The following is a 17032-nucleotide window of genomic DNA, read 5'->3' on the forward strand; positions in this document are numbered from 1 at the left end:
TCTTTTATAGTCGATTACTCGACTGTGCTTACTCACTCGTTGTTCAGTTTTCAAAGATCAATTTCTTTCGTCCGCTACCGTATTACCGAAGCAGCGAGAAGTAATATACCACAGATCATTTCACCATTGCAAGTTCTTTTTTTCGAATGACGTCGATGTCTGTCGAGACAACCATTTTCTTCATCCTGTTGTTACAAAGCAAGTTCACTACTTATTCGTTTGTGATTGCTTGCTTCCGAACAACGAGGACTAATGTACCATGTCTAGAAATCAATTACAACCCCTTTAGAGAAGTTCCACTATTGCCACTGTTTTGAATTGTTTGGCATAAGCGAACCCTGTAGCAATAAGCTACAGGGCTCCCAGTTATTCTATACAGGCCTACTCCATAACAAATGGCATACCCTCCCGCCAACCGATCTCTACCTTGGAAAGGTACCACGTTTTGCCCATGTCATTATTCCCTTGGTAAAATAAGTACGTCCGCTCATCCTGATCTACAAACAAGAAAGGATGTCCAGATTCACTGGAATTCCAACTTCCAGGCTCTCCATTCGGCAATAGCGGCTCTTCAAAGAGTCGCTCCCACCGAATCCCATCCTCACTAATGGCGCAGCCGATTTGCTGAGGCGCATTGTTATAAGCTCCTGCATAGAACATATAGAGTTTACCCTCACGTTTGCACATAGCGGCAGCTTCAATACAAGCTCCCTCCCACGCTAGCTCTGGCTTCAGAATGGTGTCTGTGCAAGCTTGCGTCCACGTGGACCCTCCATAATCCGAGTGAAGAGGAGCTGTTGCCACACCTTGCATTTGGATTTCACCCTTCGGATCCCGTGTAGCAAAGTAGAGGAATAACTTCTCGTCATGAACGACAACATCCGCGTCAATCGCTCTGCCATTGTTCCACGCACCTGTCGGCGCGAAGATCGGGTTCGTCTCATTTTTAGTGAAAATCAGCCCATCCTCCGATACAGCATGACAAATGGCATCCTTCGGAAAATTGCCATACGTTTGATAAAACAAGTGGACTCTACCTTCTAATACGATAGCGCCAGGCGCACAGATGCCCTTGCCTTCACAAGGCTGCTCAAGCGGAACTTCCCCAATCTTCGTCCAATTGTCTAAATCCGTGCTCTCGGCTACACCGATCCCCCAACGGCCATCAATGAACGGTCCTCTTGAATAATATAAGAAGTACTTCCCTTTATAGAAAACAACTGCTGGATCCTTCGCATAAGGTATGCCTGCTGTCATATCGGCAAATTTCATGATGATCTCTCCCATTCTCTTGTAAAAAGCAAACCGCTTCTCACGCATGCATGAAAAGCGGCGCTGATCTCGTCAATTAGTTTTGCTTGAATTTCCACATATCCTTCGCCAAGAATGCGGTATCTTTGTTCTCGTTATACCATTTCAAGTAGAACTCCTCTAATTTGGCGCCGCCTGACTTCGTCCACAAATCTTTCGCGTCGGCAAATGCTTGATCAACCGTGTAAGCGGACCCTGATACAATCGCTTTGCTATAGAAGTCGGTTATTTTGGTCACATTCGTATTCACGATCTTGAGATCTTCCGGTAATGCTGGCATATGTTCACCAGCCGTAATTGGCGCATATTTCACATCATCGCTCAGGTTGGCGATATTATTTTGTTTAATGAGCTCGATGAATTCCTTCTGCAACGGCTGACTGGCATCCATCTGACTTGTTACGCTTGCACAAGGCTCGATCTCGATCTGCTGCAGCAGAAGCTGGAAGTCAACATTCCAGGACACTTCTTTACTAAACTGCGCCAAATCCTTAGGTCCATAGCAGCCATTGGCTTTTTTGACGGAATCCACCTCAGGTGTTCCGTAACGAAGTACTTCAGCAGTCGCTTTATCGGACATGAAGTCGATATACTTCATTGCCGCCTGCGGATCCTTGGTTTTCGAATTAATAACCGTTGTCATCTGAACGGGATTATTGACACCTACGGCAAAACGACCATAAGTAGAAGCAGGAAGCTTAATGGCTGAAACCTCCGCAGTCGGCACATTCTTTTTCAAAGGCTCATAATAGGTAGCATAGTTCACTGGGTCAACTGTACGTCCGACAAAAATACCTGTTTTCCCGTTAATCCAATCTTGAATCGCTTTCTGGCCGTTTTTATCCGTTAAGAAATCCTTATCTGTCAGACCTGCGTCAAACAATTGCTTCTTGAAGGTAACAGCAGCTTTGGCTCTATCCCAATCATGCACAAGCTTCCCATCTTGCAGGACCCAACTCACATCCTGGAACATCGTAGAGATCGCACCGCCAGTTTCGCCGCTTAACGCGATGCCATAGGTGTCCTTTTTACCATTCCCATCGGGATCATCATTCGCAAATGCTTGTGCAACCTTGAATAGGTCCTCCACGGTTTCAGGTGCCTTCAAGCCTAGTTTCTTCAACCAGTCTTCACGAATAAAGAGCGCTTGGAAGCCAACAAGCTTCTGAACACGGCCAAATTCATATTGCTTGCCATCTGATTTAGAACCTGCTTTTTTCAGTTCCGGGTACTTTTGCAAGAGTGCCTTATAGGTTGTGCTGTACTTTTGAATCAAATCATCAACAGGCATGATCTGCTTCTGCTGATAAAGCTGATCTCTGAAATTGGTATCAAATTCATGAATGACGTCAGGTGCACTGCCCGATGCGAATAAAATATTCAATTTCTGCACAGCTTCCCCACGAGGAATAGGCACATACTTGGCTTCGGTTGGCCCTGTTTCATTCACCCATTTGGTCCATCTGTTATTATCAATGGTGCCCATGCCTTGTGGAATATTGCCGCGATCATAGAGCGTAACGGTGATGTTTCCTTTTTTCGCAGGCGCAGCTGTCCCTGTCGTTGTTCCCGTTGGTGCAGTAGTCGACTCCGAGCCACTATCTTTCGAGCAAGCAACCAATAAGCAGCCGCAAGCCATTGTCAACGTTACGAGTGTTACCATTTTCCGATTCCAAGTTTTCATATTCCATAACCCCTCTTCTGAGTTTTATCCTTTAATAGCCCCAATCATGACACCCTTCACAAAATGCCTTTGCAGCAGCGGATAAATGATCATGATCGGAAGCACCATGACAATAATGGCAGCCGAGTTGACTTCTTCTGGTGTTAATAAAATCTGATTGGCTGAATCCGAGCTATTCATCTGAGCCAACATCGTTTGACTTTGAATCATTTGTTGAACCAAAACGGATAAGTTATATTTCGTTGTTTCATTGATGTAAATGAGAACATTGAAGAAGGCGTTCCAGTAGCCCACACCGTAGAATAGGGCAAGTGTCGTAAGAACAGGCAGGGATAACGGAAGTACAATTCGCGTCAAGTATTTCCAATCTCCACAACCGTCAATCCTTGCAGCATCGTCCAACTCACTCGGAATGTTCTCCATAAAAGATCGGAGTACGAGAAGATTGAAGGTACTGACTAGTCCTGGCAGCCATAAAGCCCAATAGGTATTCATGAGTCCATAAGCCTTAATGGTCAAGTAGGTTGGAATAAGTCCACCGCCGAATAACATCGTGAATACGATTGCGAATAAGTACCATTTCCTCCCGAAGAAGTAAGACCGCGTTAATGGATATGCCGCCAATATGGTAAATGCCATACTTAAGACAACACCAACCCCTGTAATTTCCACACTATTGAAAAATGATTTGACTATTGGCGAGCCCGACATCAGCTGTCTATAGGATTCGAGCGAGAAGCCAATGGGATAAAAGGTTACCCAACCTGAGGCCACCGCATGCGTATCACTAATCGACAACGATATGATGTGGAGCAAAGGAAATAAACACGCCAATGCCGCTATTGTTAATAAGCCATAAAAAATGACGACTAACGTTCGTTCACCTGTTGATGTTTGCATGTCGTCCTCCCCCTACCACAAGCCATTGCCGAATTTACGAGCAATTCGATTCGTAATAAATACGAGGATCAAGCTTACCAAGGACTCGAATAGTCCGATTGCTGCTGTCAAACTAAATTGCGAACCCATTAAACCAATTTTGTACACATAGGTAGATATAACCTCGGATACACCAGATACGGTTGAGTTTTGCAACATAAAAATCTGATCAAACCCTACTTCCATCACGCGCCCCATGGCCAATATAAACATTAATACCACCGTCGAGCTAATACCCGGAAGGGTTACATGCCAGATCTGTTTCCATTTACTCGCACCATCTAATCCAGCCGCCTCATATAAACTGCCATCAATACTGCCTAATGCTGCCAAGTACACGATGGCACTAAATCCAGCTTCTTTCCAAATTCCTGAGCCTACGAAAATAGAAAGCCATGATCCTTCATGATACAAGAAGGCGTAGGAATGTCCGAATACATACTGCCAAACGCTGTTCAGCATGCCGCTTTGCTGTGAGAAGATAGTAACAATGATCCCGCCTACAATGATCCACGAGAAGAAATGGGGTAGGAAAACCAGCGTTTGCACGACACTTTTGAACCATTTGGAACGAACCTCATTTAACATAATCGCTAGTAGAATCGGGAAAGGAAACCCAATAAAAATGGCCATCATACTCAGTAAAAGCGTATTTCGGATAATCTGAATCGTAGCAGGTGTGCTAAAGAGAACCTTGAAGTTCTCGAATCCAACCCATGGGCTGTGAAGAATACCCTCTCCAAAATTGTAATGTTTGAATGCCATGATACTGCCGAACATCGGAACATATTTGAATAAGATAAAGAAAAGGATAATCGGCGTAAACATGAGGTAGAGTGGAATGTTGCGTTTCCAAGTTGCGCTGCCGATATGGTTCACCCCCTTGATGCGTCTGTGTCAGAATCTCCTGCAGGTTCGATCTGAACACAACCTCACTATACTTGGAGGGCAGCCTCGCCACAATTTTCAATATTCGCTGGATAAACAATTATGTAAATTGACATGCAAAAGCCGCCCACAGTAGATGTAAAGGGACGGCTTGTCTTGCGAGAAGCTGAATAAACAATTTCCGCGAGTTAACATTTTGGTAAATGCGCTGGATTCTCAGGTAGAATGCTGCTTTCGGTACTCGCCAGGTGTGCTGCCTTCTGACTTTTTGAAGGTACGAATAAAGGAAATGACCTGCAAATAACCGACTTGCTCACCAATCGACTGCACAGGTTCCGTTGTCTGAAGAAGCAATCGCTTAGCTTCAGTCATTCGGATTGCAATCAGATATTCAACGAAGCGCTCTCCTGTTTCAGCTTTAAATAGTTTGCTCAATACCCGTGAGGGCAGATCAAACTTCTCACTCAAATAATTGAGTGAAAGGTCTGGATTACTGTAATTCTGAAGTAGATACAGCTTTATCTCATCAATACGATTATGGTGCTCGTTGGCAAGCTGCCATTCCTGAATGGACTCGACCAATGAATGAAGCACGGCTTGCAAGCCTACTTGAATATCTCCGATGAGATCTGTTGCAACTAGAGCGGTTCTCGCTTCAACATTGAGCTGAACTACCCAATTGCCGGCGAGCTCTGGCGGCATATCTTCCATTTCTTTTTCCAAAGCAAAAAATAAATAATGGATGATATCCAGCACCTTCTCCCGAGGAAGCAGCTCTGTTCTCATCTCTACAAATAAATCATCAAATATCCGCTGCCACTCCACCTCCGCTGCTCGTACAGCCTTGACTAACGAACGAACAGATTGCAGTTGGCGGTAGGTATCGCTCTGCAGGTGCGATTTCGTTTCTGTCGCATAATAGACGTGGTTATACCCGCGAAGCGTCCTAAATTGCCCCGCCTTCAGCGCATCTTGATAGGAATGACTAATTTCCTCTGCATCATTGCCTTTGGTTCCCACATAAATAGATATCGTGAATTTCAAATTCGTGGAAACCCAATTCTGAATATGCTCCGCAAGGGGCTCAATCGACGAGTAATCTTGATCTGGCTGAATGTAGAGTATAGCGCACAATTGATCCGCTTCCTTCCATTCGAACCAAACCGTCAAGTGCTGACTCTGGGCAATCTCTTGCAGCACACCATGAATAACAAACTTAAAGAGGGATTGATCCCTACTTGAGTATTTAGATTGGAACTCTTGGTAGTTATCGATTTCAATGATCATCACAATCGTGGCATTAAAACTCGGAGGAAGCTCCAGTTGCGCTGCTTCGGTCTCCCACTCGCCTTGATTCAGAGAGAAGTTACCTTCTAATAGTTCATAAAACCAATACTTTTTGCGGATGGATAAATCTTCTTGATGCCGCAGTTCATATTGATTGGATTTCTCAACTAAATTATCCAGCGCCGAGGTAATAAACTGAAATTCGTCATGATCAGACTTCTTCCCCATGGACAGACTTCTTTTCAACGCATAACGATCCATTCGAATCATGATCTCTTCAATCGGTTTATAGTTCCGGTGGGTAATATACATTAAGAACATAATGCTAAGTAAGATCGCACCGAACATCGGCAGTGTCCAAGCGCCAAAAAATACAGCAAGTAAACTCCCCTGCTCCAGCTTAGGGACCTTCACAGTGAGTTTCCAACCCGTATACGCAGAAGAAATGGTGCTGATTCCCCATGCATTCGGTTCAAAATCCAGTCCCGCTCCAAGTTCCTTGAAAGGTTGATCTTCGGCGCTCATCATCTCAATAGAATCCGCTGCATTCGCTTTAATGGATTGCAACATGCCAATCAGTGCTCCGAGTTTGATATTGATAACCACGACACCATTGGGAACTGCGGATGTAATGGGCACTCTTTTGACAAGCGAAAGCACCTGATCCGAACGACTCTCCCCAATGAATTGATTATACGAACGAGGCGCGGTCCATTGAATGCCCTCTTCCCCCCTGAAAGCAGCCTCCACAAAGGAAGCATCCGCAAATTGGTCCAATTTAAAAATGGAATTATCCGTAATGACCTCATTGCTGGTTTTCTTATAGATGTATACATCACCGGCAAATGGAAACAACGTCTTGATATTGTTAAGCCTCTGCGAAATTTCATAAGCAGCATACGGCGGCACAGGCTCATTACTGCTAAAGTAACCTTTGATGGATTCATCGGTTAGCATTTGTTGAATAACGAAATTCTCAATCGTCTGAAAAGAAGAATCCACCACATTCATGACATGGGAAGCAAATACTTCATTCGTATTCTGAATGCGTTCTCTCGTTTCCAAATTCCATTTGTAATTAAACACCATCATTAAGACCAACACGATAAAAAAGAAAAAAGGTACATATGAAAAAAGTAATCGGTAAAACCATTTCTTTTGCATGGTCTCCCCCTAATCGTCATTGCGTAGTGTAAGTTTACTTTAGTCTACTACATTTGAGGGGGTTGTACGAGATTGTGGGATTGAGTTGCTGGGGGATGTGGGGGAGGGGATGACGGAGGAGGGGCGAGAGCAGGATTGATAGGAGCGGTAGTTGGGGAAGAGAGCGCACGGCGGGTGCGGATTGCGGGAGCGCACGGCGGGTGCGGATTGCGGGAGCGCACGGCGGGGACAGACTGTGGGAGCGCACGGCGGGGACAGACTGCGGGAGCGCACAGCGGGGGCAGACTGTGGGAGCGCACGGCGGGAGCGCACGGCGGAAGCGCACGGCGGGAGCGCACGGCGGGGACAGACGGCGGGTGCGGACTTTACTGGGGAGGGACGGACTTTGGGGCAGAGGGGGGAAATTATAATTCTAGCGTGGCTTATCGCTGCTTCCTTACGCAATAAGGCTCGTTTTCTCGGCTAACACGCCCATACCACCCCTTCGACACCGAAATAGTCCGAAATTACCGAACTAATTCAACCATCAGCGCCATCCAAACTGGTTTAGTCCGAAATTACCCAACTAAATCGCTCCGATGAGGCTCTTCCCAAGAAAAACAGTCAATTAGTTCGGTAAAATCGGACTAATTGATCTTTTTTCAGTGGAAACCAAGTTTTAGTTCGGAAAAGTCGGACTAAAACGAATTCCCACGAAAATAGGGGTAAGCTTCGCTTACCCCATAGCTCATCATATATGAATGCGCAATAATGAGGGAAGCCGCTTACAGCGGCGCCACGTTGCGCCAGCCGCGCAACGCCGTCACATCTTCCGCGCCCTCTGCCGCGTAAGCTTCACAAACAAAGCCCGGGACTTCCGTGCCGTCCCGGAGCTCCACCTTGCCGATCCCGAGCGGAGCCGGGATCGCCGCAGCAAAGCCGCCGAATGCCTCCAGCGGCATTTCCCAGATCTCCAGCAGGATGGCCGCGCCACCCTGCTGTTGTTTGATCATCCCCGGCTTCGCAGGGGATGTCGGCAACTTCACAAGGCTGTACTTCGCCGCGGATTCATCCTCCCGGATGAACCGCGCTCCGCAGCCTTGCATCTGTTTCTCCAGCGGGTAGCCACGCATGTGGAGCCCGCAGACCGCCACCAGCGTCGTTTGCGCTGGAATCGATGGTGGTGTTGTGGGTATGAATTCGCCCGCCACGAGCAACTCCGCAACCCCACAAATCAGCCCTTCCTCTTCCGCCAACGCGAAGAGGGTAATCCCAAAAGGCGTCTCCGGCGCCGCATCGCCCGCCGGCACAGCAACCGCGCACAGATCCAGCAGGTTGCAATGGTTCGTGTAGCGACCCATGTCGCGATTCGTGCTGATCGGATCTGCGAGAACTTGCTCGCGGGTCCATGTGCCTCCGCAGGTAGGCATCACCAGCACCGCATCCTGCAACAGTTGCCTAGCTTCCAACTTATACTTCTGAAGCTTGTGCATCGCCACAAATACCGATGCTGCATCGTACTCGCTTGCTGCGCCCGAGCGCAGTATTTTCTCCGTCACTGGATAAGCTGCGCCAGGATTCTCCTCAATGAAGCTACCTAACGCTGCCCAGCGTTCAGCCACCCAAGGTCCTTCATATAAAATCGCCGCAGCTTGCGCGAAAAGTTCAACATCAACCTCAACAATCGAAATTCCCTCTCGATGAGCAGCTACACGCACCTGCTCTACGGCCCGCGACCACGCTGCACGGTATTCCGCAGCGTAAGGTCCATAGAAGCCTAGCTCGCCGCTAGGAAGGCATATCTGTAAAGGCAGTCCCGCCGGCTTCCGCACCACATGGCGGGACCAAGGATCTTCGGCGTGGGCGCCACGCGCCACGCTGTCTACGACAAGCGCATCCGCTAGGCTATGCGCGAAGACCGTGACGCAGTCGAGGCTCGCACAGGCGGGCACGACCCCAAGGGTCGGCCATGCGCCGAGACTCGGCTTATAGCCGACTAGGCGATTCAGCGCGGCCGGCACACGACCGGAGCCCGCTGTATCCGTGCCAAGTGAGAAAGCCACTTGGCCACGGGCTACGCTGACGGCCGAGCCAGAGCTCGAGCCGCCGCTGATCAGTTCAGGACGCAGCGCGTTATGCGCATCCCCGTATGGACTGCGAGCGCCGACCAAGCCTGTCGCGAACTGATCGAGATTTGTTTTGCCTACAGGAATGGCGCCTGCCGCAATCAATCTCTCCACGACACCTGCATGTTCACTCGGGATAAAGGCGTACTCTGCACAGGCTGCCGTCGTCGGAACACCAGCGAGATCGATGTTGTCTTTTATCGCAAACGGAATTCCCCACAACGGTGAATCTGCCAAAGAAAGAGATGTTAATCGATCCAAGTAAGGCTGAATCGCATCCATCGTTGGCGGCGTAATCCAAATGTTCATATCCGCATCCGCGTTGGAACGCTCTACAATAGCCAACATAACCTCCTGCGGAGATAATGTGCCCGATTCATACTTTTCACGCAAGTAAGGTATAGTCAGTTCTTTTGTCACCGTCATGCCCATAGCTCCTTCACCTCTCCCTTATGCAGATTGTGCAATGCCCAGAATTAGTTGCCCGGCATGCACTTGATCCCCTGGCTTCACGCCAACCATCGACACATAACCATCACAAGGTGCGTGCTGCGGGAACTCCATTTTCATACTTTCGAGAATCGCTAGTTGGTCGCCTTTCTTCACTTGCTCACCTGGGGACACGAGCACTTTCCACACGCTTCCTGGCATAATCCCGCGCACCGCCACTGTCCCTGCTGGCAACTCATCTTCCGGAGGGGCATCCCCCGTCTCCTGCTCGGAGACATATTCAGCTAAACCTTTTGCCTTCCAACTCTCACGTTCTTCTTTGAATGCATCACGCTGCTGGGTACGGAACGTATCGGTTGTTTCTTCTATAGAACTTAGGAATTGGAGATACTCCCCTAAATCAAAAGTCGTCTCTTGAATGTCAGCCTCATATCGGCCACGAGGGAAGTCCTCGCGCAGCTGGAGAAGTTCTTCCGCACTCACTTCATAGAATTGAATTTGATCAAAAAATCTCAACAACCACGGCTTACCCGCCTGAAAACTCTCCGTTGAGCGAAGACGATTCCACATTTGAATGGTGCGTCCTACGAATTGATATCCGCCTGGACCTTCCATCCCGTACACGCACATGTAAGCTCCACCGATACCAACCGCATTCTCTGGTGTCCATGTACGAGCAGGATTGTATTTCGTTGTAACTAGACGATGACGAGGATCAACTGGCGTTGCCACAGGAGCCCCTAAATACACATCGCCTAACCCTAGTACGAGGTAATTCGCTTCATAGACGATCTTCTTCACTTCATCTATCTCATCCAACCCGTTAATGCGTTTAATGAATTCAAGATTGCTCGGGCACCAAGGTGCATCTGGACGCACCCCTTGTTGATAACGTTCGATCGCCAGCTGCGTCGCTGGATCATCCCAAGACAATGGCAAACGTACGATACGCGATGGCACACGGAACTGTTCTAATGGAGGGAGAGCAGCGTCGATCTCAACGACTAATTTGCACGCTTCTGTCACCGTAATTTGCGACGGATCTATATGAATTTGCAAGGAACGGATGCCTGGCGTCAGATCCAACACGGGAATCGAACCACTTTCCACAATCGCCTGCATCAAGGCCTGCACTTGGAAACGAAGCAGCAAATCCAGCTCAAGCTCACCGTATTCGACGAGCAAATTTTGGTCTCCGCAGCAGCGAATCGTAATCGGGAAGCGGCGGTTCTCAACTTCATGGAAGAGTCGCGGATACTCCGGCGTAATCTCCTCATTCACAGGGGGCAGCTGCACATGCACTAAGTGGTCAAAATGCCCCTCGCCAATCGCCCGCAAGTTGCTCTCTTGCAGGTCACGCAGTGCTTCCGCTTCCGGCAGCGTCAGCAGGTGGAAACGGATCGAGTCACCAGGGTGTAATTGACCTAGCTTCCAGAACTCCGCTGATGCCGTCGTCACCGGACATACGAAACCACCAAGACTCGGTCCATCTGGGCCAAGCAGAATCGGCATATCGCCGGTCAAATCCAATGTACCAATCGCATAGGCATTGTCGTGAATATTGGAAGGATGAAGCCCCGCTTCCCCACCATCTTCACGTGTCCATAGCGGAGCTGGCCCCTTCAAACGAACACCTGTTCTCGATGAGTTGAAATGCACTTCCCAACTCGTTTCTGTCAGTTGCTCCAGATACTCCGTACGTAAAAACTCGCCTGTACAATGCGGTCCAGGAACGACCCCGATCGTCCACTCGCGGGTCATGCCAGGTCGATGATCTGGTGCTAGTTCAAATACATCCTGTACCCGGTTCTCTCCGCCTTCATTAACACCAAGCACGTCTCCCGTGCGAAGCGCACGTCCGCCATGTCCCCCAAACCCACCCAACGTAAACGTGGATGAGCTTCCTAAGAGCTTCGGCATATCGAGCCCGCCGCCAATCAGTAAGTACGTGCGCATGCCTTCTTTGGCTTCGCCGAAGCTCAGCACTTGCCCTCGCTCGGCATGGACAGGTCGATACGTAGCGACCGTCTCGCCATCAAGCTCCGCTTGCATATCAGCACCCGTCACGCAGAACCACATATCACTGCGGAACTTGTAGGAGCCGCCACGCAGTGTCATTTCAAGACCAGGCGCATCATCGGCATTGCCCAGCAATTTATTCCCGATACGGAACGATAATGGATCCATCGGTCCGCAAGGCGGCACCCCCACATCCCAATGACGAATACGGCCTGGGAAGTCTTGCACCGTTGTTTGAATACCGCCATCGACGACTTCAAGCGCACGTTCTGTTGGTTCAAATGTATTCAACAATTGCGTGTAGACGTTGCCACTCAAGCAAGCTTCCTCTTGTAGCAGCGCACGCACATACTGCAAGTTCGTCGTTAAGCCGTACATGCGTGTCTCCGCTAACGCTGCGACTAATTTATGGATCGCGTCTAAGCGGTCCTTGCCGTGTACAATGATTTTGGCCAGCATCGGATCATAGAGTGTCGTTACGGTCAGACCATCCCGGACCCATGTTTCATTACGAGCATCGCTCGAGAAAACAGCACGATCCAATTGCCCAGCGCTCGGACGGAACTGCTGAAGGCAATCCTCCGCATAAATCCGCGCTTGGATACTATGACCTTGCGGCTTGCGAATCAGCGATTGCAGGTCATTCAACTCCAACGCAGCCTCAAGGACCATCCATTCCACGAGGTCCACCCCAAGCACTTCCTCCGTCACACCATGCTCGACTTGAAGGCGCGTGTTCACTTCCAAGAAGTAAAACTCACACGTTTCCGGATCGTAGAGATATTCAACCGTCCCTGCACTACGATAGCCCACTTCTGCTGCCAATCGTTTCGCCGAAGCGAACATCGCCTCACGTACGTCATCCGACAGATTCGGCGCTGGACTTTCTTCAATGACCTTTTGATTACGGCGTTGAATGGAGCAATCGCGCTCACCAAGCGTCACAACTTCACCGAGCGAATTACCGAAAATTTGCACCTCCACGTGACGAGCACGGGCAATATATTTCTCGAGGAACATGCCCCCGTTTTTGAAATTCGTTTCAGCCAAATGACGTACGCCATCGTAGGCCGCTCTTAGCGTAGCTTCATCTGCACATACGCGCATGCCGATACCGCCGCCGCCTGCTGTACTTTTCAGAATAACCGGATAACCAATACGCTCAGCTTCTATTAAAGCTTCATCAAGTTCCGTGATTAACGGCGTACCTGGCAGCATCGGCACACCAGCACGTTCGGCGATCTCACGTGCGGAATGCTTGAGTCCGAACATCTCCATTTGCTCCGGAGTCGGTCCGATGAATACAATGCCGTGTTCGCGACAAGCGCGGGCGAAATCCGCATTCTCACTCAAGAAGCCATAGCCAGGATGAATTGCTTGAGCACCGGTTTCGAGCGCTGTTTGCAAGATCAGCTCGGTATTCAAATAACTCGATTTCGCGGGCCCCTCACCGATTAGTACAGCTTCATCGGCTCCATCCACATGTAAGCTATCTTGATCTGCCGCCGTATACACAGCTACAGATTGGACTCCCAGTTTGCGTAATGTACGCTCAATACGAACGGCAATCGCGCCACGGTTGGCAATTAGCACTTTGGTAAACATCGTAACCACTCCTTCATGTTTATCTTCGTTTATTTATCCCAGATGAGCACCTGAATCGGCGTTGGGTTATAGGCATTACATGGATTGTTAAGCTGCGGGCAATTGCTGATTAGTGCCATGGTGCTGCCAATCGACTGCATCTCGACATAACAGCCAGGAGCTGATACGCCATCATCAAATTTCAAACCACCATCTGGTGTCACAGGTACATTCATGAAGAAATTAATGTTAGGTGCTAAATCTCGCTTGGTATATACACCTTCTTGCCCGGCTAATTGAAGCATGAACGTATCCCGACAATTATGCATCGACAGCTTATCGTGCGAGTAACGCACCGTGTTGCTTTGCGCTGAGCACGATCCACCGACCGTATCATGACGTCCGCAGGTGTCCGCTACGATTTTCAACAACTCCTTGCCTGACTCTGCTCTCAGAATGGAACCTGTGCTCAAGTAAATGTTGCTTTGGCCTGTGATCGTCGCTACTGCACTGTAATGATCCTCCGGATTCTCTGCGTCATAGAACAAGGTGTCTGCGGCTTGATTGCCTTCCAGATCCACGATTCGCATTACTTGACCTGGCCTCAGGACACGCATCCAACCATCTCCCGCCCCAATCACTTCACTATATATCGCATCCTCCACTTGACGAGGGCTTTCTACTCGATTAAATACAGCCATACTTCCTGCCTCCTCCGTTTTGTCGTTTCTATTAAGAACCTAGCAGTGTGTGATATTCCCATGTATTTTCAAAAGCTCGGCGATTCTCCGGGCGATAATTCAAGCAATAATCGTCTTCATTGACGGGTGATGCTGCAAGCACTTCGATTTTGACAGGCACAGATGGATAACTCGCTCTTGGATCAAGCGGGTTCGGCGTGTTGGACAGAACGACTAGAGTATCTAACTCTGTCCTCAGCGTAACCGTCGCCCCTGCTGGACAGTGATCTAAGCTGAGCCGCATATCCCCTTTGTCGTCCACGACAACTTTAGAAAATAGATTCACTACCGGCATCATATCCCGCATGCTTAGGCCATTACGTACAAGCTCTACCGCAAAATTTTCTTGACCGCTCCGCAGCCAACCATTACGCAGTTCCTGGTAGTTCGTCGTGCCGTACTTGGCATCCGTCGCTGCACGACTCGTGTATCCGCTAAGCGGATCATGCCAGCCTATGCTGTCTTCCACGATGCTCACCATCGCACGGCCGTTATCGCTCATTAGTACATTTCCGCGAGTTAGATGAGCGGTATGCTGCGCTTTGAGCGTGTCGGGCATATTGTAGCGCTCTGTCAAATCCTTCGCATGGTACAACTGAATCGACACATTCGCACCTGCTTCCAGCGCAGTCAAACGAATCAACTTTCCTTTGCCAATCGTCCCTGACCATTTATCCCCTGGCCCGATGTCCTTGCTCCATATGTTCCCCATGCTATCGCTCTCCTTCGCTTTTTGCTTAAACAAAAAGGGAGACATCACAAGACCGTTGTCTTGGTGATATCTCCCAGGTTTTTATCCTTCCGTGGCACTCTCTTACAAGAGTGGTTTACTCTCGGACCAGCCCGGTACGTTACCGGCGGAACCCTAGTAAACAATCGTATTCGTTTGTGTTACTAAACATAACATCGTTGATGATATGTGTCAATAACTTCTAGCTATTTTAGTTAATTCACATAAAATACTTCTCACTAAACTAATATTGTGTTATATTAACTTACATAAATGACAAATATCTAACATCACGAATAAAATGGTTAACGACATTACATATAAGTTATGTAACATCACATACAAAGTTTTCTAGGGTTCCGCGGGTTACCTAATCCCCGGCCTGGACCAAGAGAAGACGCACAGCTAAACACTGTGTTCACGGAGGGATAAAAGCCCGGGAGATATCTGTAACCTAGATATCGCCTTGGCTTTTTTGCATATAAAAACCAACTTCTTCTGTGTTCACAAACAATCAATGATGAGGAGTGTTATCGCCATGACCAATGAAATCACACTACGTAAGTCCTTGAGCTTGTATCAAGTTGTATACATGGGACTCGCTTGGATGACACCTATGATTTACTTCTCCATCTATGGGATCGCTTATGAGAATGCACACGGCATGTTAACGCAAGCATATTTACTTGCTTTCATTGCTATTTTCTTTACCGCGTACAGCTATGGTGTGATGTCCAAGGTTTTTCCAACTTCAGGATCAGCCTACACCTACACCAAAAAAAGCATCCATCCCTATCTCGGCTTTCTCGTCGGCTGGGTCTTGCTTCTGGATTATTTCTTCTCCCCTATCATCGCGTGCTTAACTTTCGGCATCTACCTGCATGCTCAGTTCCCGTCCATTCCAGCTTACCTGTGGATCATTGGACTTAACATCGTCCTCGGTTTCATCAATATCATTGGTATCAAATTCTCTGCAAATATCAGTAAATTGTTCGTCTGGATTCAGATTGTGTTTATTGCCGTGTTCTGTTTCTTTCTATTCCGCAACTTATCCGGCGTTGGTGAGATTAACCCGCTTCAGCCTTTCCTGCAAACGGAGGTGCCTTTCTCTACGATTCTCGCTGGCGCTTCGATTATCTGTTTCTCTTTCTTAGGCTTTGATACGGTGACAACGATGGCCGAAGAAACGGTCAACTCCCAGAAAACCATTCCGCGTGCAATCATGATCATCATCATAACAGCTAGCGTTCTTTACTTAGTTCCCTCATTTCTAACACAGCTCGTGTATCCGCATTTAACTTTTGTTCAAATTGATTCTGCAGGCTTTGAAATTGTCAAAATGGTCGGCGGAGCCGCATTGAGTTCCGTGTTCCTCGTTGTTTTGATTCTTGCGATCTTCACGCAAGGATTATCGTCGGTTACCAGCGTGTCACGCCTCCTGTTCGTGCTGGGTCGAGATAACGTGTTGCCGAAGCGAGTGTTCGCATTCCTTCACCCGAAGTTCAATACACCAGTTATCAACATTGTGATCGTTAGCGTCGTCTCGTTGCTCGCACTCGTGATATCTCTGGATAATGCCGTGAAATTCGTCAATTTCGGCGCCCTTTCCGCCTTCTTCTTCGTCAACGTATCTGTCATCGCGCAAAAGTATATGAAAGAACGCCAACGCTCGCCGAAGCAAACGATCTTGTATCTTGTGCTTCCGTTGTTAGGGGCCGGATTCATCGGTTATCTACTATCCTTGTTGGATAAGGATGCCCTATGGATGGGTCTAACGTGGCTGCTGATTGGAGTCATCTATCACCTGATTCACAAACGTACCGCCCAATCCAAAAATGCCGCTGTCACCATCAGAACTGCACGGTCTACTCCACTAAACTAGCTGGCAATTCGAAGAACCTGAGGATTTCCTCAGGTTCTTCCGCTACCTTATGACCTCCCTTATTACCCCCATTCCTACATTCCTGCCTACGCCACCTCATTACCTTCAACCTCACTCCCATCTCCAACTAGTTAATCACTGCCGCAACGCAAAAAATAGCTGCAAAAACTCGTTACTACTTAGGTTCAGAAGCTGAATTGTCCTTGGAAGACGGAGATAAGCGAGGCGTATATGGGGAGTTTCTGTTTC

At 48.4% G+C, this 17032-nt stretch carries 11 protein-coding genes and 2 riboswitches; of the genes, 2 read left to right on the forward strand and 9 right to left on the reverse strand.

The features are described from left to right. Positions 1-381: 381 nt before the first annotated feature. The 5 genes from A8708_RS00270 to A8708_RS00290 form a co-directional block, all read right to left on the reverse strand. The gene (locus A8708_RS00270; protein ID WP_082927174.1) at positions 382-1272 is read right to left on the reverse strand and encodes a family 43 glycosylhydrolase; all 891 of its coding nucleotides are present in this window, start codon (positions 1270-1272) and stop codon (positions 382-384) included. Between the two features lie 76 nt (positions 1273-1348). Beyond that, positions 1349-2995 carry an extracellular solute-binding protein gene (locus A8708_RS00275; RefSeq protein ID WP_068661547.1) on the reverse strand — a complete coding sequence of 549 codons (1647 nt, stop codon included), beginning with the start codon at positions 2993-2995 and terminating at the stop codon, positions 1349-1351. 24 nt (positions 2996-3019) lie between these two features. Beyond that, positions 3020-3895 carry a carbohydrate ABC transporter permease gene (locus A8708_RS00280; RefSeq protein WP_068661548.1) on the reverse strand — a complete coding sequence of 292 codons (876 nt, stop codon included), beginning with the start codon at positions 3893-3895 and terminating at the stop codon, positions 3020-3022. 12 nt (positions 3896-3907) lie between these two features. Then, the gene (locus A8708_RS00285; protein ID WP_157264471.1) at positions 3908-4762 is read right to left on the reverse strand and encodes an ABC transporter permease; all 855 of its coding nucleotides are present in this window, start codon (positions 4760-4762) and stop codon (positions 3908-3910) included. A 276-nt stretch (positions 4763-5038) separates the two neighbouring features. After that, entirely contained in the window at positions 5039-7273 is a 2235-nt protein-coding gene (locus A8708_RS00290) for a helix-turn-helix domain-containing protein (protein ID WP_068661550.1), read from the reverse strand. A gap of 174 nt (positions 7274-7447) precedes the next feature. Here A8708_RS00290 and A8708_RS00295 point away from each other — a divergent pair, with 174 nt between their 5' ends. Further along, entirely contained in the window at positions 7448-7720 is a 273-nt protein-coding gene (locus A8708_RS00295; RefSeq protein ID WP_157264467.1) for a hypothetical protein, read from the forward strand. Positions 7721-8037: 317 nt separating this feature from the next. Here the strand turns inward: A8708_RS00295 and atzF are convergent, their stop codons facing one another. From atzF to A8708_RS00315, 4 genes are read right to left on the reverse strand one after another with little or no spacing between them, the layout of a single operon-like run. Then, entirely contained in the window at positions 8038-9804 is a 1767-nt protein-coding gene (atzF, locus tag A8708_RS00300; protein WP_068661552.1) for an allophanate hydrolase, read from the reverse strand. 24 nt (positions 9805-9828) lie between these two features. Continuing rightward, complete coding sequence (gene uca, locus A8708_RS00305) at positions 9829-13452, reverse strand: urea carboxylase (protein ID WP_068661553.1); 3624 nt, start codon at positions 13450-13452, stop codon at positions 9829-9831. A 29-nt stretch (positions 13453-13481) separates the two neighbouring features. Continuing rightward, positions 13482-14132: an urea amidolyase associated protein UAAP2 gene (locus A8708_RS00310; RefSeq protein WP_068661554.1), complete on the reverse strand. Its 651-nt coding sequence runs from the start codon at positions 14130-14132 to the stop codon at positions 13482-13484. Between the two features lie 31 nt (positions 14133-14163). After that, positions 14164-14883, reverse strand: coding sequence for an urea amidolyase associated protein UAAP1 (locus tag A8708_RS00315; RefSeq protein WP_068661555.1), 720 nt, complete (start codon positions 14881-14883; stop codon positions 14164-14166). Positions 14884-14951: 68 nt separating this feature from the next. Then, a riboswitch (guanidine-I (ykkC/yxkD leader) is annotated at positions 14952-15051 on the reverse strand. Between the two features lie 190 nt (positions 15052-15241). Beyond that, positions 15242-15346, forward strand: a riboswitch (guanidine-I (ykkC/yxkD leader). A gap of 93 nt (positions 15347-15439) precedes the next feature. Between A8708_RS00315 and A8708_RS00320 the strand changes: the two genes are divergently transcribed. After that, on the forward strand, positions 15440-16783 hold the full coding sequence (locus tag A8708_RS00320) for an APC family permease (protein ID WP_068661556.1): 1344 nt from the start codon (positions 15440-15442) through the stop codon (positions 16781-16783). Positions 16784-17032: the final 249 nt, after the last annotated feature.

The organism is Paenibacillus oryzisoli (assembly GCF_001653565.1).
GTDB lineage: Bacteria > Bacillota > Bacilli > Paenibacillales > NBRC-103111 > Paenibacillus_E > Paenibacillus_E oryzisoli.